A 17,102-nucleotide genomic window follows, 5' to 3' on the forward strand; every position below is an offset into this window, starting at 1 on the left:
GCCCGTTCGGGCAGGTCGTCAGCCGGGCTGCCGCGAAGGCGCCAGCATGTGGTCGATGCGAGTGTCGCCGTAGGTGCGCAGCACCTCGGAAATCACGACCTTGTACCCGTCGAGCCAGTTCGCCTGCGCGGCCTTCGCTTGCTGGTGCACGGGGTGGCGGATCAGCGCCTGCAGGCTGTCCAGCGAGTCCCAGTAGTAGACGTTCGACACCAGCCCGTTGCCGGGGTTCTCCCACGTCTCCTCGCCCAGGTAGCCGGGCAGCGACTTCGCCGCGGCGGCGATGGTCTGGTCGAGGCGGTGGAACTCGTCGTCGAACTGCTTCTTGGCAAAGATGAAGGTGGCGGAGTACATGGCGGAATCGAAACCTCCCGGGAAAGTCGGCAAAAGCCCGGCCCGGTGCGGGCCGGACGGGGGCCAAACGGGGGCTGATTCTGCGGCATGGGTACTGCAATCAACCAACCGTCCTTCATTCGAACGCGTGAGAATGCAACGCATGGCCACCCAATACGACATCAAGCACACCACCGTCTACCGCTACAACAAGCCGGTCACTTTCGGTCTGCACCGCGTGATGTTCCGACCGCGCGACAGCCATGACCTGCGCGTGCTCGCCACCGACCTGCAGGTGAGCCCGGAGGCCTTCACCCGACTGATCCAGGACCCGCACTCCAATTCCGTCGCGCTGGTGCAGCCGATGGGCGAGGCGACCGAGCTGCGCATCGTGTGCTCGTTCACCATCGAGCATGTGCCCGCCCAGCAGGACCAGCTGGCGCTCGATCCCGCCGCCGAATTCCTGCCCTTCGCCTATACGGTGCAGGAGCGCCTGGACCTCGAGCACTACCTGCGCCCGCACCACGACGACGACACGCAGGGCGCGCTGATCCGCTGGGCCCACCAGTTCCTGCACACCGACAAGCCCAACAGCACGCGCGAGGTGCTCGCGCGCATGAACGCGCACATCGGCCAGAGCCTCGAATACAAGGCGCGCGACGAAGAAGGCACCCAGACACCGCTCGCCACCCTGGCGCTGGGCAGCGGCAGCTGCCGCGACTACGCGCTGCTGATGATGGAAGCGGCGCGGCGCCTGGGCATCGCCACGCGCTTCGTCTCCGGCTACATCTACGACGCCGCGCTCGACACCGCGGCACAGGCCAAGGGCGATTCGATGACCGGCGCCGGCACCACGCACGCGTGGCTGCAGGCCTACCTGCCGGGCATCGGCTGGATGGCCTTCGACCCGACCAACAACCTGATGGGCAGCGGCCAGCTGATCCGCGTCGGCGTCACGCGCGATCCGGCGCAGGCGGCGCCGATCTCCGGCAGCTGGTACGGCGATGCCGAGGCCTACGAAGGCCTCGAGGCGACGGTGGTGGTCACGCGCCGCAAGAACTGAGGCGCGCCCCCGTCGATCGACGGGTGCTGTCGCGCAGGCGATAGCCGTTGCGGGAAACCCCGCAGCGCCACATTCCCCAACACCTCTACGCTGCGCCGCCGGCCAGCGAAATAGCACGATCGTTCTGAACGATCGCGGGTGCAGCGCCGCGCCGGTCATTTCTTCTCGAGAACTCACAAGAACGGAGAGAGACACCCCATGCATTCAGCACGCCTGACACTTCTTGCACTGGCAGCCAGCCTCGCGGTCGCATCCTGCGGCGGTGGAGGCGGCGGCGGCAACAGCCTCGGCTTCATTCCCGCGCCCACGCCCGCACCCGCGCCTGCCGCACCGCCGCCTCCCGCGCCGCCCCCCGCTCCCGTCGCCGAAGAAACCCGCCTGCAGGACAGCCGCAATTCGTTCGCGCCGGCGGATCCCTCGGCCACCACCTTCGCCGCGCTCGCGGCGGACGGCAGCGACACGGTCGACAACAGCACGACCAGCCGCTGGGCCGGCATGCTGGGTGGGGCCCAGTACAACGTCGAGGTGCCCGCCAACTGGAACGGCCAGCTCGTGATGTATGCGCACGGCTATGCGGGCGAAGGCAACCTGCTGCAAGCCGGCACGCCCACCATCCGCCGCTACCTGATCCAGAACGGCTACGCCTGGGCCGCCTCCAGCTACAGCAAGAACTACTACGACGTGCGCGCCGGCGTGGAAGACACCAACGCCCTCGCCCTGCAGTTCAACGCCATCGCCAAGGCCCGCGGCCGCAACCTGGCCGCGCCGTCGAAGATATTCATCACCGGCCATTCGATGGGCGGCCACATCACGGCGGCTGCCATCGAGGACGAAACCTACGCCACGGCCAACCACAAGGTGAAGTACAACGGCGCGGTGCCGATGTGCGGCGTGGTGGGCGACACGGAGCTGTTCGACTACTTTGCCGCCGCACAAGTCACAGCCCAGGCTCTGGCCGGGCTGCCGAAGTACCCGACGCCCAACTGGGCGGACATCTCGGCGCAAGTGGGCTCGACGCTGTTCACGAGCTTCACGACCACCCCGCCCAATATCGACACATCCGCCACCGGGGCCAAGTACGCCTCGGTGATCGAGAACCTGACCGGCGGCCAGCGCCCAATGTTCGACCTGGGCTTCAAGTCGGGCGGGTCATTCGCCGCCGTGTGGGGCGTGTTCGGCAGTGACGGCACCGTCAACGGCATCCTGAACAAGAGCACGCTGGACACCAACCGCTTCACGTACACGATCGAAGGCGACATCCCGGGTTCGAGCGCGCTGAACGCGTCGGTGCTCAAGCTCACGGCCGCCGCAGACGCCAACCGGCTGCGCACCGACGGATTGCGCTGGATTCCCAAGGCCAACGGCGAATTCAAGATCCCCGTGGTGACACTGCATACGCTCGGGGACCTGTACGTGCCCTTCAGCATGGAACAGATCTACAACAAGCGCGTGGCGGCCAAGGGCAACAGCCAGTGGCTGGTGCAGCGTGCGGTGCGCGGCATCACGCATTGCGACTTCACGGTGAAGGAACAGGTCGAGGCCTTCGACGCGATGATCAAGTGGGAGCGCGATCCCGCCGGCGCGAAGCCATTGGGTGACGACGTACTCACCCCGGCCACGGTGGCCGCACCGGACTACGGTTGCAAGTTCACCCGCCCACTTGGCACAGTCGACGAAAGCAACACAAGCAAGGCTACGCGCCCGGCTGCAGCCTTCGCGCACCCCTGTCCGGCCTGAGCGCAGCCAGCCGAAAGCGTGGTCAGGCCGCGGGCGGCACAGCTGCCCGCGCTTGCGCCAACTGCGCCTCCAGCCGCGCGACGAGCGCCCGGGCCTCGTCGCCTTCCGGAATATCCCGCCCGCTGTCGCGCCACGCGACGGCGCTCTTGAAGCCCTCGGCCTCCGCCTGCCGACGGAACCACATGCCCTCCGGGTTGTGGCGCGTGATGCCGTCGAACACGGTGGCGAACATCTGGCTCTGTTCCAGCCCCATCGAATGCCAGACCTGGTTGACCACGAGCTTGTGCATCATCAGGTGCGAACGCGGCACGCCCGCGATGCGAAGGGCCAGCTTCAGCGTGGCCTGGTCGAGCCGGTCGGCGGGCACGGAGAAGTTCGCCAGGCCCCATTCGGCCGCCTGCTTTCCGTCGATGGTGTCGCCGGTGAACATGAGGTGCTTGGCGCGCATGGCGCCGAGCCGATAGGTCCACATGGCGGTGGTCGGGCAGCCCCACACGCGCGTGGGCATGTAGCCGATGCGTGCGTCGTCGGCCATGGCGAGCAGGTCGCAGCACAGCGCGATGTCGCTGCCGCCGGCCACTGCGTAGCCGTGCACCTTGGCGATGGTGGGCTTGCGGCTGCGCCAGAGGGCCATGAAGTCGTCGGTGTTGCCCTTCATGGCGGCGTAGTCCAGCATCGGGTCCCAAGGCGTCTTCTCCTGCCGGCAGGGGTGGTCGCCGTGCCCTTCGCGGCCTCGGCCCTCGGCGTAGTCGCCAAGGTCGTAGCCGGCGCAGAAGGCGCGGCCCGCGCCCTCGACCACGATGACGTGTACCTCGTCGTCGGCCCCGGCCCACTCGACCGCGCGGCGGATCTCCGAGGGCGTGGTCTCGCCGATGGCATTGAGCTTCTCGGGGCGGTTGAGCACGAGGCGCGCGATGCGCGGATGCTGCGGGTCCTTGTCGATCAGGACGGTGTCGAAAACTGGCATGGTCTCTTGTCTCCTGTGTGTTGGAACGGGTCGCGCCACGCTTGTAGCATCGCCCCCCACCACAGGCAAACCGCCGATCAGGCCCCTGCCGCGCTCCCCGCACCGCCCAGCTGGAAGCGGAACACGGCCCCCTTGTCGGGCTGCTGCACCAGGCGGATGTCGCTGTCGTGCAGTTGCAGGATGCGCTTGACGATCACCAGGCCCAGCCCGCCGCTGCTGGCGCTGTCGGTGCGCGAGCCGCTCATGAACACCGGACGCATGAAGAGCGACTTCTGCAGCTCGCCCGGAATGCCCGGGCCCGTGTCGCTCACCTGCACCGTCACGCCGGCGTTCTCCGGGCGCAGCTGCACCACGATCTCGCCGCCCGCCGGCGTGTGGCGGATGGCGTTGTCGAGCAGGTTGGTCAGCACCCGCTCGATCATTCCCAGGTCGGCCGACACCACCGGCAGGCCCGGCGCGATGTCGGGCTTCAGCCGCTGGTGGCGCGCCTCGGCCGCCAGCTCGAACTTCTGGAACACGTCCTGCACCAGGTCGGCCAGCGCGAAGTTTTCTTTCTCGGGCTTGACCACGCCGTACTCGAGCCGGGCCAGCTCGAACACTTCCTGCGCGAGCCGGCCGACCTTGCGGCTCTGGCCGAGCGCGATTTCCAGATAGCGCCGGCGCTCTTCCTCGCTGAGCGTGCCGGCCTTGAGCAGCAGGGTTTCGAGGTAGCCGTGCAGCGACGTGAGCGGCGTGCGCAGGTCGTGCGAGATGTTGGCGAACAGCTCGCGGCGCTGCTGGTCCTGCAGCGTGAGCTCGCGCCATTGCTCGGCGATGCGCCGCGTCATCTGCGTGAAGGCCTGGCCCAGCTGTGCGATTTCGTCGGTGCCCCGAGACAGGCGTTCCAGCGTGGGCGTCTCGCGCTCCAGCGAGGCGATGCCCTCGGTCTCGAAGCGCTTCACCGCCGCCGTCAGCTCGCGCAGCGGCCGGGTGATGAGGCGAAAGGCCGCAAGCCCCGCCAGCAGCCCGAGCAACGCCACCAGCCCCATCGACCACAGCGTGGTGCGCAGCACGTTGTCGGTGGCCACGTTGGCGACCAGCGCATCGTGGTCCTCGCCCTGCAGCACCACGTAGACGTAGCCCGCGTCGCGCCCGTCCATGCGCAGCGGCGCGGCGCTGAAAACCTTGGAAGCGGTGAGGCTGCGCGGGTCGTCCCCGCCGATGGGCAGCGGCGCGCCCGCGAGCAGCTTGCGGATCGGCTCCAGCCCGACCGTGTCGCGCTTCAGGTGCCCCTGCGGCGCCGCCTGTGCCTTGATGCGGCCGTCCAGGCCCAGCAGGTAGACCTCCACGCTCGGATTGACGGCCATCAGCTTGTCGAACAGGTCTTTCACCGCCTCCTGGTTGAGTCCGCCGGGCTTCATGAGCTCGGAGTTCCCGGCGATGTGCGCCGCCAGGCCGAGCGACAGCCGCTGCACGACCTCCTGCTCGTGAATGCCGTTGGAGCGCATCTGCAGCCAAGCCGAGGCGCCGCAGCACACCAGCAGCAGCACCGCGAACACGGCCGAAAGGCGCCGCGACAGCGTGCTCCAGGCCGTCATGCCGAGTCCTCCCCGTTGGCGGCAGGCGACAGCTTGTAGCCCCGCCCCCACACCGTGAGGATGCGCCGCGGCTGCGCCGGGTCGGCCTCGACCTTGATTCGCAGCCGGTTGATGTGGGTGTTGACGGTGTGCTCGTAACCGTCGTGCTGGTAGCCCCAGACCTGGTTGAGCAGGTCGAGCCGCGAGAACACCTTGCCGGGGTTGCGGGCGAAGAAGTACAGCAGGTCGAATTCGCGCGGCGTGAGTTCGATGAGCTTGCCGTCCACCCGCACCTCGCGCGCCAGCGGCTCGATGTCGAGGTTGCCCAGCGTGAGGCTGCCAGACTCCATGCGCGCGTTGCGGGCCAGCGCGTCGGTGCGCCGCAGCAGCGCCTTCACCCGCGCCACCAGCTCCAGCACCGAGAAGGGCTTGGCCAGGTAGTCGTCGGCGCCCAGCTCCAGCCCGAGGATGCGGTGCACCTCGCTGGAACGGGCGCTGATGATGATGATCGGCGTGTAGCGCGTCATGGCGCGGGCACGGCGGCAGATTTCGAGGCCGTCGATGCCGGGCAGCATCAGGTCGAGCACCAGCGCGTCCCAGTTGCCGCGCTCCAGCTCGCGCAGGCCGGCATGGCCGTCGGCGGCGTGCTCGACCGCATAGCCCTCGTCGCGCAGGTGCATGCGCAGAAGTTCGGCAATGTGGGCGTCGTCCTCGACGATCAGCACGCGCTTGGCTGTATCCATGGGGTGGCATTCTCCCGCGATACGCGGTCTGGAGTTATCACGATTAATTGAAGTTTGCGTGATGAATCGGCCATGGGGTGCGCCAAACAATCCGCTCCATGAACAGCACAGCCATCGCTCCTCCCGCCGCCCAGGCCCCCGAGGCAGATCGCCGCCCCATCCACCCGCTGTGGATGCGCGTCACGCACTGGCTCAATGCGCTGGCGGTGCTGGTGCTGGTGACGAGCGGCTGGCGCATCTACGACGCGTCGCCGTTCTTCCCGTTCACCATTCCCACCGTGGTCACGCTCGGCGGCTGGCTGGGCGGCGCGCTGCAGTGGCACTTTGCCGCCATGTGGCTGCTGGTGTTCAACGGCCTGGTGTACCTGGTGCTGAACATCGCCAGCGGCCGGCTTGCGGCCAAGTTCTTTCCGGTCACGCCGCGCGGCGTGCTGCACGACGCGCTGGCTGCGTTGAAGGGCAAGCTCTCCCATGCCGACCCGCGCCGCTACAACAGCGTGCAGAAGCTGGCCTACCTGTTCGTGATGCTCGACCTGATCGTGATCGTGCTGTCGGGCCTGGTGCTGTGGAAGTCGGTGCAGTTCGCGGTGCTGCGCGACCTGCTGGGCGGCTACGAATTCGCGCGCCGCATCCATTTCTTCGCGATGGCCGCCATCGTGGCCTTCGTAGTCGTGCACCTGGTGATGGTGGCCCTGGTGCCCCGCACCCTTCTCACCATGCTCCGCGGCCGCGCACCCAAGGCCTGACCCAACCATGAAAATCTTCAAGGCACCCACCCTGAGCGGCATCGACGGCGAGGCCGTGCTGCGCGAAGCCCGCACGCTGATCGAAAAGAAGCTCGACCAGCCGTCGCGCCGCCTCTTCATGCAACGCTCGCTCACGCTCGGCGGCCTGTCGCTGCTCACGGGCTGCAGCATCAGCGACAACGCGCAGGTCGATGCCGCGCTCACGAAGATCTCGCGCTTCAACGACAAGGTGCAGGGCCTGATCTTCAGCCCCACGCAGCTCGCGCCGACCTACTCCGAAGCCGAAATCACCCGCCCCTTCCCGTTCAACGCCTACTACGGCGAAGACGAAGTGCGCTTGGTCGACGAAGCCGGCTACAGGCTCGAAGTGACCGGCATGGTCGCCGACAAGCATGCCTGGACGCTGTCCGAGCTGCGCGCCATGCCGCAGGAAGACCAGATCACCCGGCACATCTGCGTGGAGGGCTGGAGTGCCATCGGCAAATGGGGCGGCGTGCGCTTTGCCGACTTCCTGCGCCGCATCGGCGCCGACACCACCGCCAAGTACGTGGGCTTCAAGTGCGCCGACGACTACTACACCAGCATCGACATGCCCACCGCGCTGCACCCGCAGACGCTGCTGACGCTGACCTACGACGGCCAGCCGCTGCCGCCCAAGTACGGCTTTCCGATGAAGCTGCGCATGCCGACGAAGCTTGGCTACAAGAACCCGAAGCACATCAAGGCGATGTTCGTCACCAACACCTATTCCGGTGGCTACTGGGAAGACCAGGGCTACAACTGGTTCGGAGGGAGCTGAGGGGCTGCCACAGCCGCTCGACTGCCGATGAAAGCGCGAGGCCGTGTTCCAAGGAACCAGGCCGATCTTTTTGAAAAATGACACCTCAACTGGAAGACTCCAAATGAACAAGCTCACCGCAACCCTGCTCGCTACCTGCATCGCCTTCGCCGGCGCCTCTGCCTTTGCCGCCGACGAAATGGCGAAGGACGGCATGGCCAAGGACTCGATGTCCAAGGACGCCATGAAGAAAGACTCGATGGCGAAGGACTCCATGTCGAAAGACTCGATGTCCAAGGACGGCATGAAGAAGGATTCGATGGCGAAGGACAGCATGTCCAAGGACGCCATGAAGAAGGACTCCATGTCGAAGGACAGCATGTCCAAAGACTCCATGTCCAAGTAAGCACCGGGCGCGAACCACCCGATCCGCCCCGCCATTGACGAACGGCGGATTGGGCGTCAATGTCGCGCCATTCGACAGGAGCCCCCTGAAAGGAAAGCCAATGAAATCCTTCGCACTGACCGCAGGCACCCTGGCCGCCGCGGCCCTCGTCTGGTATGCGGTGCCCTCGTCCGCGGAAACCTCGCGCCGCGTTCCGGCTCCTACGGCCGACCTGACCGCCGCCCCCACGGCCAGGACGGAGACCGCCGTCTTCGCCGGCGGCTGCTTCTGGGGCGTGCAAGGCGTGTTCCAGCGCGTCAAGGGCGTGAGCAATGCGGTCTCCGGCTATGCCGGAGGCGACGCCAGGACGGCGCGCTATGAGGAAGTCGGCTCGGGCCGCACCGGCCATGCCGAGTCGGTCCGCATCACCTACGACCCGCAGCAGATCAGCTACGGCAAGCTGCTGCAGATCTATTTCTCGGTGGCGCATGACCCGACCGAGCTGAACCGCCAGGGCCCCGACACCGGCACGCAATACCGCTCGACCGTGTTCGCGGAGAACGCCGAGCAGGCGCGCATCGCCAGGGAATACATCGCACAGCTCAACCAGGCCAAGACCTACGGCAAGCCGCTGGCCACCACGGTCGAGCTGTCGAAGCCCTTCTTCGCCGCCGAGGACTACCACCAGGACTACCTGACGCTGCACCCGAGCCAGCCCTACATCGCGATCAACGACATGCCCAAGATCGATGACCTGAAGAAGCTCTTCCCCGAGGTCTACAAGGCGACGCCCTCGCTGGTGAAGGTAGCCAAGGCCGGCTAGCCTCCGCGCAGCACCATCAGCAGCACGCCGGTGGCGGCCAGCGCGGCCGTCCAGGCGTGGCGCTGGAATCGATCGCCCATGAGCCGGGGATGCAAGGCCACGCCACGGCACACGCCGGCGGCGATGGCGCCGGTCGTCGCCAGCATCGCGGCCGTGTGCACCCCGATCGCCGCCAGCGCCAGCAGCAGCGAGCCCGAAGCGGTGATTTCGCGTGCCGGGTTGTCGGCAAGGCACAGCGGCATGAGCGCCGGCACCAGCATCAGGCCAGCGCCGTGCGCGGTGGCCATGAGAAAGGACCACAGCGCGATGCCGACCTGCCCCGCGCGGATGCCTGAAGCGCCATGCCCGGCCTGCGAAGCTCCGCCGCGCAGGCAGCGATAGGCAGCCAAGCCCAGCAGCAGCCCGCCCGCCACGCCGTGCACCCGCGCATGTTCCATCGACATGCCCCAGGCGAACCCCCACGCCACCACGGCAACCGACACGCAATGCCCGAGCGCGATGGGCAGCAGCGCCCGCCGCGCCTGCGCCCCGTTGCGGGCCTGCACGCCGCATGCGGCAGCGAACATCCAGCCGTTCGCCGGGCTCAGCCCATGAAAGGCGCCGAGGCCGGCGACGGCCAGCCAGGGCCACAGGCTCGCCATGCTCGCCATGACATGCCCGATCGGTTCGTCAGCGCCGGGCTCAGGCGCGATGCGAGCAGCAAGAATCCGCCGCGGCCCTCGCGGCGGGCGCCGGCTCGTAGCGGTCGTGATGGCGCACCCACTCCATCTTGTGCGGCACGTCGCGCTCGCCGCGCCCCTCGGGCGTGAGGTCCATCAGGCTGTAGGCGCCCATCATCACTTCCACGCCGCGGCCATAGGTCGAGTAGGTGTGGAATACATCGCCCGCTTCGTCCTTGTAGAACACGCTGACGCCGGGTGCCTCCGAGGCCGGGAATGCACGCCTGGCGTAGTTGTAGTCGACCTCGCCAGCGTCCAGTTCCTCGGGCGTGAAGCTGACGTGGAAGTCGTGGTTGAAGTCGCTGCCGTTGGACGACACCCAGTCGAACCGCCAGCCCATGCGCTCGCGGAAGCGGGCGATCTCGGCCAAGGGCGCGCGCGAGACGGCCACGAAGCTGATGTCGCGCTGCGCCAGGTGCACGTTCATGCCGTCGGTGTGGTCCGCCATGTAGGAGCAGCTCGGGCAGCCCTCGCCCCATCCCGGGCCGAGCATGAAGTGCTGCACCACCAGCTGGCGGCGGCCCCCGAACAGCTCGGCCAGCGTGCGCTTGCCGTGCGGCGTGTCGAACACGTAGTTCTTGGAAACGCGCTCCCACGGCAGCGCGCGGCGTTCGCGGGCGATCTGGTCCTGCAGGCGCATCAGTTCCTTTTCTCGCGCCAGCAGCGTCCTGCGCTCGGCGAGCCAGCGGTCGCCCGGCACGACGGGATGGTTCTGGATGGCTGACGGCTCGGCAATGGCTGTGTTCATGATTCAGTACTCCTTGCTGGAAAGTGATGAAGCGGCGATCAGGACCTGGCCGCCTTCGGGCGCCGCACGGCGCGGACCTTCCCGCTGTTGCCGCCGCCGCAATAGAAAAGGTCCGCCCCGTCGGACTCCAGCCCGCTCACTCCCACGCCGCGCGGCATTTCGAGCCGCTCGAGCACGTCTCCGCTCCGTGCGTCGATGCGGCGGATGTCGCTCTGGTCGTCCTCCCATGTGCCGTGCCACAGCTCGCCGTCGACCCAGGTCACGCCGGTGACGAAGCGGTTGGACTCGATGCTGCGCACGACCGTGCCGGTCTCGGGGTCGATCTGGTGGATCTTGCGGTTGCGGTACTCGCCCACCCACAGGCTGCCCTCGGCCCACGCCAGGCCGGAGTCGAGCCCCTTGCCCGGGGCCGGAATGGACGCCAGCACCTTGCCGCTGACGGGGTCGATCTTGTCGATGCGCGCATCGGCGATCTGGTAGAGGTGGGTGCCGTCGAAGGCCGTGCCGGCGTCGCAGGCCACGTCCAGCGTGTGCGTGGCCTCGCCGCTGGCGGGGTCGAAGGCCACCAGCGCGGCGCCGGTGGCGGCCCATACGCGCTGGCCGTCATGGGTGACGCCGGCCACCTTGTCGGAGCCCGCGAAGGGTCCGTATTCGCGCACGATCTCTGCCGCGTGCACCGCGGCGCTGCCTGTCCTGTTGCTCATCGTTGGCTCCTGGTGCGCCTGACATGGCGCCCTGGAGACAACTTTATTCAATAGGCAGCGCGGAAGGGAGTAACAAGATCGTCGTGAATCCGGCCAGCGGTGGCGACAGCCAGCGGCGCGCCCTGGCCTGGCCGATGGAGCGGACGCGGCCCGCTTCCTCCAGCTCGGCCAGCGCGCGCTGCACGGTGCGCTGGCTCGCGCCCAGGGCCAGCGCCAGCGCCGATGTCGACCACGCCGCGCCGTCGGACAGCAGCGCCACCAGCGATGCCTGCGCGCCGCCGATGGGCGGCGCCAGCACGGCCACCGCGCGGCCGTCGCGCGGCTTGAGGATGAAGCCGCTCGCCGTCGCCTCGATGCCGGCCAGCGATTTGACGAGCGCGCGCAGCCGGCCGATCTCGACCCGCAGGCGGGCGCGGTGCGTCTCGTCGGGGCGGCGGGTGCGGAACGCGCATTCGATCAGCGCCTCGCGGTCGACATCGCCCGGCCAGGCCTCGGCGAGCGCACGCGCCAGCGAGAACAGCACCGGCCGTCGCGCCAGCGGCTGCCAGCTGTCGCCCGCGCCCAGGCCGCGGCGGCAGGCGTCGACGACCAGCGCGTCGGACGCCAGCAGCGCGGCCACCTCGCCCAGCCGCAGCGTCTGTTCGCCCTCGGCGGACAGGCGTCGCGCCGCCGGGCGTTCCAGCGCCGAGCGCATCTCAGCCACTTCGGCCAGCAGCGCCGGCACATGCGCCTGCAGGGCGGCTTCCTGCGCGCGGGCCAGCGCCGCTTGCGCATCGCCGATGCGCAGCGAGCGCAGTGCGAGTTCTGCCGAAGTGAGTTCGGCCACTGCCGCCAGCGCAGGCGGAAGGCCGCGCGCGTCGAGCCTTGCCAGCGCTCCGGCGGCCTCGTCCAGCCGGCCGATCAGCAACAGGCGCCGCACCGCGATCAGCCGCGCCTGCAGCGCGTTGGCGTGGTCTTCGCGCGCCTCCAGCGTGGCCGCGGCCGTCGCCAGGGCGCGCGGCGAATCGCCGAGATCGCGCATGGCCATCGCGACCTCGGCTTCGGCGACCACGCAGCGCGCACGCGCGGTTTCTTCATGCGCGCCGAAATCGCGTGCGGCGCGGCGCAGCAACTCGCGGGCACGCGCATGCTCGCCAAGCTGGGCCATCGCGATGCCGCGCAGCGCCAGCGCCGGCGGGTCGTCGCGCAGGGCCACCCGCTTCAGGGCGCCGAGCGCGTCACCGGCGGCCAGGGCACGCGCCGAGGCGGCAATCAGCGAATCCATGCGCAGCCCGCTGCGCGCATGTCGCGCCCGGACCTCACAGCAGATTCGCCCGCTTGGCCTGCTCGGTCAGCTCCGCACGGAAGTCCGGATGCGCGATGGCGATCAACTCCCGCGCGCGCTGCCCGGCGGACTTGCCGCGCAACTGCGCCACGCCGTATTCGGTGACGACGTAGTTGATGTCGTTCTTGCTGGTGCTCACGTGCGTGCCCGGCGACAGCGACGGCACGATGCGCGAAACGGTGTCGCCCTTGGCGGTCGACGGCAGCACGATGAAGGCCTTGCCGCCGCGCGAGCGGTTGGCCGCCCGCACGAAGTCCGATTGCCCGCCGGTTCCCGAGTAAGGCGCATGCCCCAGGCTCTCGGAGCCGCACTGGCCCAGCAGGTCGATCTGCATCGTCGCGTTGATGGCCACGAGGTTGTCGTTGAGCCCCGCCAGCGCGGGGTCGTTGGTGAAGTTCACCGGGTGCATCTCGAGCGACGGATTGCGGTCCATGTAGCGGTAGAGCCTGTTCGACCCCAGCGCGAAGGTCGCGATCGACTTGCCCGGCAGGTAGTTCTTGCGCCGGTTCGTTACCGCGCCGCTTTCCACCAGCGTGAGGATGCCGTCGCCGATCATCTCGGTGTGGATGCCCAGGTCCCGCTTGCCGGTGAGCTGCATCACCACCGCATCGGGAATGCCGCCGTAGCCGATCTGCAGCGTGGAGCCGTCGTCGATCAGCTCCGCCACGTATTTGCCGATGGACTCCTGCACGGGGCCGATCTTCGGCAGCCCGACTTCCATCACCGGCGCGTCGTTCTCCACCAGCGCCGCGACCTGCGACACATGCACATGGCAGGCGCCGCAGGCAAAGGGCACGTTCGGGTTCACCTCCAGCACCACCGCGCGCGCCTTGGCGACGGCGGCCATGGTGTAGTCGGCGCCCAGGCTCAGCGAGAAGTAGCCGTGCGCGTCCATCGGCGATGCCATGGTGAACACCACCTCGGCCGGCACCTGCCCGCGCTCGATCAGCGCCGGAATCTCCGAAAAATAGTTGGGAATGAAGTCGATCCACCCCGCCTGCCCGCCCGCGCGCGTGGCACCGCCGAAGAACAGCGCGACATGGCGCACATGCTCGACGGTCTCCGGGTCGATGTAGGCGTACTTGCGCATGGCCAGGATCTGCGCAACCTTCACGCCGCGGAAGTCCCGGCGCTGCTCCGACAGTGCCGTGAGCAGCGTGGGCGGCTCGCCGACACCGGTCGGCACGATGATCATGTCGCCGTCGCGCACCTGCTGGCGTACGGCATCGGCGGCGGAAACGAGCTTGCGCTGGTAGAGGTCCTGGATCGTCATGAAGCTTTGTGCGTTGTCTCTGTTCGTTGTATGTGCGCCCGGGTCCGTTGCCGGTCAACGGGGTGCGTCGCGCTTCGCGTCGTAGCCGCCCCGGCGCGCGGCCTGGTTGCAGCGGGCACGGAACACCAGCGCCTGCTGCGCCTCGGCGACGTTGGCCGCATCGCCCTTCCACGCATCGAGCGCCGGCTGCTGCACCGCGCGCGAGAACGAAAAGGTCAGCGCCCACGGCAGGCGCGACTTGTGCCGGGTGTTCATCGCATCAAGCCGCGCCGAGGCCAGTTGCGCGGACTGGCCGCCCGACAGGAACGCGACGCCCGGCACCGCGGCCGGCACGGCGCGCAGCAGGCAGGCCACCGTGGCGTCGGCCACCGCCTCGACCGAATCCTGCGCGGCGGCTTTCTCGCCGGGCAGCACCATGTTCGGCTTGAGCAGCATTCCTTCGAGCAGCACGCCCTGCGCGAGCAGTTGGGCGAAGGTGCGGTGCAGCACTTCTTCGGTCACCTCGGCGCAGCGCGCGAGGGAGTGGCCGCCGTCCATCAGCACCTCGGGCTCGACGATGGGCACGAGCCCGGCCTCCTGGCACAGCGCGGCGTAGCGCGCGAGCGCATGGGCATTGACGTCGATGCAGGCCGGCGTGGGCAGGCCCGCGCCCGGGCCGTCCGCGATGGCGATCACGCCGCGCCATTTCGCGAAGCGCGCGCCCATGCCGGCGTACTCGGCGAGCCGCTCGCGCAGGCCGTCCAGGCCTTCTGTGACGGTCTCTCCAGGGTGCCCGGCCAGCGGCTTGGCACCCATGTCGACCTTGATGCCGGGCACGATGCCCACGTCGGACAGCGCCTGGGCAAAGGGCTTGCCCGCGTCGGTCCGCTGGCGGATCGTCTCGTCGAAAAGGATCGCGCCACTGATGCTCTCGCCCAGGCCCGGCGCGGTGACGATCAGCTCGCGCCAGTCGCGCCGCGCCGCCTCGGTCTGCGGAATGCCCAGCGCGGCGAAGCGCTTGTTGCAGGTGGCGTTGCTCTCGTCCATGGCGAGCAGGCCCTTGTCGCCGGCGACGAGCGCGCTGGCGGTATCGATCAACGTCTGTGCAGTCATGAGTCGTGACACCTCTCTGGCGGCCATCCTACGCCCTCCCCGGCCACTCGTTAACACCGCGAACCTGATCGCTGGCCGACTTGGCATTGCAGCCTATGCGGCGCTCCGGGTCTTTGCCAAGGTGACGCGAACGCGCATTAACCTTCGCGCGTCGGGACGGAAAGGAACTCAGGATGAACGGCAAGTCACGAGAATGTCATGCGCGGCGCGCCAACGCAGCCACCTTGCTGTCTGGCATTGCGCTTGCCGCCGCCGTGTTCGGAACGCCCTGCGCGTTCGCGGAACTGGGCGGCGCTCCTACCATGGGGCCGTCGCAGCGGGTCGCCAACGCATCGCGCAAGGCCGCAGCACCTGCGGCCGCCGACGCGGCCAAGGCCACCACGGCGAACAGCTGGACAGTGCGAGAAACCACGCAGCCCGACGGGCTGGTCGAGCGCGAATACCTGAACTCCGACGGCGTGGTCTTCGCGGTGGCATGGCGCGGCTCCCGCCGGCCCGAGCTTTCGGTGTTGCTGGGCACGCAGTACGCCACGCAGATGTCCCGCAGGGCGCGCGAACTGCGCCAGCAGGGCCGGGGCTCGCACGGCTCCACTTCTCAGGTGGACGACACGTTCGCGGTGCATGCCTCGGCGCACCAGCGCTCGTCGACGGGCATCGCCTGGCTGCCACGGCTGCTGCCGCCCGGGCTCGATCCGGACACGCTGTCCATCCCGCAAGACTCCTGAACCCATCCACCCTCCCGCAAGCAGCCACCATGCCCATGGAACCACGACAAGCAGGCAGCCCGCGCGCCGCCGCCGGCGCACGGACGCTGATTCTCAAAGCGGCGGCCGTGGCGGCATGCGCCGCAGGCCTGCTGGTACTCGCCGCATGCGGCGGTGGCGGGGGTGGCGGAGGCGGCGGCGCACTGCCGATCGCGCTGCTGCCGACCACCACCGGCACCCCGGCGGCGACACCCACACCCACATCCACACCCACCACGAGTTCGCAGAACTCCATGTCCCTCACCGTGTCGCGCGGAACGGACACGAGCGGCGTCAACCTCCCGCAGGTCAGCGTGAAACTCTGCGCACCGGGCACCGGCACCTGCCAGACGATCGACAACGTCCTGGTCGACACCGGTTCCACCGGCATACGCATCGCCGCCTCCGCGCTCAATTCTTCGATGCTGGCGGCGCTGCCGCAGGAGTCGGTGAGCGGCGCGCCGCTGAACGCCTGCGCGCAGTTCCTCGACGGCTACACATGGGGAACCATGCGCACCGCCGACATCACGCTGGGGCCGAAGTCGGCGGCGGCGCAACCGCTGCAGATCACCGGCGACACCGCGGCGGGCGCCGTGCCCAGCGCATGCTCCGACAACGGCACGCTGCAGGCCGAAAACACGCCCGCGGAACTGGGAACGAACGGCATCATCGGCGTGGCCGCCTTCCTGCAGGACTGCGGCAGCGCTTGCGCGCAGAAGGCGGTTGCGGCCACCTACTACACCTGCCAAGCGGGCGCGCAGTGCCAGAATACGGCGGTGCCGCTCGCCCAGCAGGCGCAGAACATCGTCGCCAGCTTCGCGCAGGACAACAACGGCGTGGTGCTCGGGCTGCCCGCGATTTCCTCGGCTGGCCAGGGCGTGACCGTCGGCACGCTCTACTTCGGCGTTGCCACGCAGGCCAACAACGCCATGACCGGCGCGACGGTGCTGCAGACCAACCCGCGCACGCTGCGCGTTTCGGCCACCTACAAGAACAGCAGCTTTCCCGACAGCTTCCTGGACAGCGGATCGAACTTCCTGTTCCTGAACGATTCGACGATCGCCCAGTGCGCCAAGGGCAGCACGTACCAAGGCTTCTACTGCCCGCCCAGTTCGCTCGACCTCAGCGCCAGTTTCACGGCGGCCACGGGGCCCGCGCTGAGCCAGAGCTTTGCCATAGCGAACGCGCAGTCGCTGTTCACGAGCAACCCGGGCGCGGTGGCGGTCAACAACGTGGCCGCGGCGAGCATCGGCAGCGCCATCGACTTCGGCCTTCCGTTCTTCTACGGCAGGCTCGTCGCGGTGCTCAACGAGGGGCAGTCCGCGCTGGGCCAGCAAGGGCCGTTCACCGCATTGGCGTCGCCTTGAATCC

The 17,102-nt window shown here is 68.6% G+C and carries 18 protein-coding genes; 8 read left to right on the top strand and 10 right to left on the bottom strand.

Annotation, left to right across the window (positions count from 1 at the left end; translation table 11 throughout):
- Window positions 1–18: 18 nt before the first annotated feature.
- Complete coding sequence (locus QRN67_RS04300; RefSeq protein WP_285410700.1) at window positions 19–351, bottom strand: antibiotic biosynthesis monooxygenase family protein; 333 nt, start codon at window positions 349–351, stop codon at window positions 19–21.
- 142 nt (window positions 352–493) lie between these two features.
- On the opposite strand from QRN67_RS04300, the gene QRN67_RS04305 reads away from it, so the two are divergent.
- Entirely contained in the window at window positions 494–1,393 is a 900-nt protein-coding gene (locus QRN67_RS04305; RefSeq protein WP_285410701.1) for a transglutaminase family protein, read from the top strand.
- 198 nt (window positions 1,394–1,591) lie between these two features.
- Window positions 1,592–3,130, top strand: a complete 1,539-nt coding sequence (locus QRN67_RS04310; protein WP_285410702.1) for an alpha/beta hydrolase family protein — start codon at window positions 1,592–1,594, stop codon at window positions 3,128–3,130.
- 22 nt (window positions 3,131–3,152) lie between these two features.
- On the opposite strand, the gene QRN67_RS04315 is transcribed toward QRN67_RS04310, so the two are convergent.
- From QRN67_RS04315 to QRN67_RS04325, 3 genes are read right to left on the bottom strand one after another with little or no spacing between them, the layout of a single operon-like run.
- Window positions 3,153–4,160: a crotonase/enoyl-CoA hydratase family protein gene (locus QRN67_RS04315; protein ID WP_285410703.1), complete on the bottom strand. Its 1,008-nt coding sequence runs from the start codon at window positions 4,158–4,160 to the stop codon at window positions 3,153–3,155.
- Window positions 4,161–4,174: 14 nt separating this feature from the next.
- Window positions 4,175–5,674, bottom strand: a complete 1,500-nt coding sequence (locus QRN67_RS04320; RefSeq protein ID WP_106934368.1) for a sensor histidine kinase — start codon at window positions 5,672–5,674, stop codon at window positions 4,175–4,177.
- Entirely contained in the window at window positions 5,671–6,396 is a 726-nt protein-coding gene (locus QRN67_RS04325; protein WP_285410704.1) for a response regulator transcription factor, read from the bottom strand. The genes QRN67_RS04320 and QRN67_RS04325 overlap by 4 nt, the downstream gene beginning before the upstream one ends.
- Before the next feature lie 98 nt (window positions 6,397–6,494).
- Here QRN67_RS04325 and QRN67_RS04330 point away from each other — a divergent pair, with 98 nt between their 5' ends.
- From QRN67_RS04330 to msrA, 4 genes are all read left to right on the top strand, one after another.
- The gene (locus QRN67_RS04330) at window positions 6,495–7,142 is read left to right on the top strand and encodes a cytochrome b/b6 domain-containing protein (RefSeq protein ID WP_106934367.1); all 648 of its coding nucleotides are present in this window, start codon (window positions 6,495–6,497) and stop codon (window positions 7,140–7,142) included.
- A gap of 7 nt (window positions 7,143–7,149) precedes the next feature.
- Window positions 7,150–7,941 carry a molybdopterin-binding protein gene (locus QRN67_RS04335; protein WP_285410705.1) on the top strand — a complete coding sequence of 264 codons (792 nt, stop codon included), beginning with the start codon at window positions 7,150–7,152 and terminating at the stop codon, window positions 7,939–7,941.
- Between the two features lie 103 nt (window positions 7,942–8,044).
- On the top strand, window positions 8,045–8,326 hold the full coding sequence (locus tag QRN67_RS04340) for a pentapeptide MXKDX repeat protein (RefSeq protein ID WP_106934365.1): 282 nt from the start codon (window positions 8,045–8,047) through the stop codon (window positions 8,324–8,326).
- 100 nt (window positions 8,327–8,426) lie between these two features.
- Entirely contained in the window at window positions 8,427–9,128 is a 702-nt protein-coding gene (gene msrA / locus QRN67_RS04345) for a peptide-methionine (S)-S-oxide reductase MsrA (RefSeq protein WP_285410708.1), read from the top strand.
- On the opposite strand, the gene QRN67_RS04350 is transcribed toward msrA, so the two are convergent.
- From QRN67_RS04350 to QRN67_RS04375, 6 genes are read right to left on the bottom strand one after another with little or no spacing between them, the layout of a single operon-like run.
- Entirely contained in the window at window positions 9,125–9,778 is a 654-nt protein-coding gene (locus QRN67_RS04350) for a hypothetical protein (protein WP_285410710.1), read from the bottom strand. The genes msrA and QRN67_RS04350 overlap by 4 nt on opposite strands.
- A 31-nt stretch (window positions 9,779–9,809) precedes the next feature.
- Window positions 9,810–10,595 carry a DUF899 domain-containing protein gene (locus tag QRN67_RS04355; RefSeq protein WP_285410712.1) on the bottom strand — a complete coding sequence of 262 codons (786 nt, stop codon included), beginning with the start codon at window positions 10,593–10,595 and terminating at the stop codon, window positions 9,810–9,812.
- A 38-nt stretch (window positions 10,596–10,633) separates the two neighbouring features.
- Window positions 10,634–11,299 carry a Vgb family protein gene (locus QRN67_RS04360; protein WP_285410714.1) on the bottom strand — a complete coding sequence of 222 codons (666 nt, stop codon included), beginning with the start codon at window positions 11,297–11,299 and terminating at the stop codon, window positions 10,634–10,636.
- 43 nt (window positions 11,300–11,342) lie between these two features.
- Entirely contained in the window at window positions 11,343–12,563 is a 1,221-nt protein-coding gene (locus QRN67_RS04365; protein ID WP_285410715.1) for a helix-turn-helix domain-containing protein, read from the bottom strand.
- 34 nt (window positions 12,564–12,597) lie between these two features.
- On the bottom strand, window positions 12,598–13,896 hold the full coding sequence (locus QRN67_RS04370; RefSeq protein WP_285410717.1) for an acetyl-CoA hydrolase/transferase family protein: 1,299 nt from the start codon (window positions 13,894–13,896) through the stop codon (window positions 12,598–12,600).
- Between the two features lie 54 nt (window positions 13,897–13,950).
- Window positions 13,951–14,988 (bottom strand): class I fructose-bisphosphate aldolase, encoded by a 1,038-nt coding sequence (locus QRN67_RS04375; protein ID WP_285410719.1) that lies wholly within the window; start codon window positions 14,986–14,988, stop codon window positions 13,951–13,953.
- Between the two features lie 224 nt (window positions 14,989–15,212).
- On the opposite strand from QRN67_RS04375, the gene QRN67_RS04380 reads away from it, so the two are divergent.
- Window positions 15,213–15,713, top strand: a complete 501-nt coding sequence (locus QRN67_RS04380) for a DUF2844 domain-containing protein (RefSeq protein WP_285410720.1) — start codon at window positions 15,213–15,215, stop codon at window positions 15,711–15,713.
- Between the two features lie 35 nt (window positions 15,714–15,748).
- Entirely contained in the window at window positions 15,749–17,098 is a 1,350-nt protein-coding gene (locus QRN67_RS04385) for a DUF3443 family protein (RefSeq protein WP_285410721.1), read from the top strand.
- The last annotated feature ends 4 nt before the right edge of the window (window positions 17,099–17,102 follow it).

The sequence above is a fragment of the Variovorax sp. efr-133-TYG-130 genome (assembly GCF_030208835.1).
Taxonomy (GTDB): Bacteria; Pseudomonadota; Gammaproteobacteria; order Burkholderiales; family Burkholderiaceae_C; genus Variovorax.

What these genes read in the sequence shown, in the direction of transcription:
- QRN67_RS04300 (WP_285410700.1), bottom strand. Translation starts at nt 351, where the DNA reads ATGTACTCCGCCACCTTCATCTTTGCCAAGAAGCAGTTCGACGACGAG.
- QRN67_RS04305 (WP_285410701.1), top strand. Translation starts at nt 494, where the DNA reads ATGGCCACCCAATACGACATCAAGCACACCACCGTCTACCGCTACAAC.
- QRN67_RS04310 (WP_285410702.1), top strand. Translation starts at nt 1,592, where the DNA reads ATGCATTCAGCACGCCTGACACTTCTTGCACTGGCAGCCAGCCTCGCG.
- QRN67_RS04320 (WP_106934368.1), bottom strand. Translation starts at nt 5,674, where the DNA reads ATGACGGCCTGGAGCACGCTGTCGCGGCGCCTTTCGGCCGTGTTCGCG.
- QRN67_RS04325 (WP_285410704.1), bottom strand. Translation starts at nt 6,396, where the DNA reads ATGGATACAGCCAAGCGCGTGCTGATCGTCGAGGACGACGCCCACATT.
- QRN67_RS04330 (WP_106934367.1), top strand. Translation starts at nt 6,495, where the DNA reads ATGAACAGCACAGCCATCGCTCCTCCCGCCGCCCAGGCCCCCGAGGCA.
- QRN67_RS04335 (WP_285410705.1), top strand. Translation starts at nt 7,150, where the DNA reads ATGAAAATCTTCAAGGCACCCACCCTGAGCGGCATCGACGGCGAGGCC.
- QRN67_RS04340 (WP_106934365.1), top strand. Translation starts at nt 8,045, where the DNA reads ATGAACAAGCTCACCGCAACCCTGCTCGCTACCTGCATCGCCTTCGCC.
- msrA (WP_285410708.1), top strand. Translation starts at nt 8,427, where the DNA reads ATGAAATCCTTCGCACTGACCGCAGGCACCCTGGCCGCCGCGGCCCTC.
- QRN67_RS04350 (WP_285410710.1), bottom strand. Translation starts at nt 9,778, where the DNA reads ATGGCGAGCATGGCGAGCCTGTGGCCCTGGCTGGCCGTCGCCGGCCTC.
- QRN67_RS04355 (WP_285410712.1), bottom strand. Translation starts at nt 10,595, where the DNA reads ATGAACACAGCCATTGCCGAGCCGTCAGCCATCCAGAACCATCCCGTC.
- QRN67_RS04360 (WP_285410714.1), bottom strand. Translation starts at nt 11,299, where the DNA reads ATGAGCAACAGGACAGGCAGCGCCGCGGTGCACGCGGCAGAGATCGTG.
- QRN67_RS04365 (WP_285410715.1), bottom strand. Translation starts at nt 12,563, where the DNA reads ATGGATTCGCTGATTGCCGCCTCGGCGCGTGCCCTGGCCGCCGGTGAC.
- QRN67_RS04370 (WP_285410717.1), bottom strand. Translation starts at nt 13,896, where the DNA reads ATGACGATCCAGGACCTCTACCAGCGCAAGCTCGTTTCCGCCGCCGAT.
- QRN67_RS04375 (WP_285410719.1), bottom strand. Translation starts at nt 14,988, where the DNA reads ATGACTGCACAGACGTTGATCGATACCGCCAGCGCGCTCGTCGCCGGC.
- QRN67_RS04385 (WP_285410721.1), top strand. Translation starts at nt 15,749, where the DNA reads ATGGAACCACGACAAGCAGGCAGCCCGCGCGCCGCCGCCGGCGCACGG.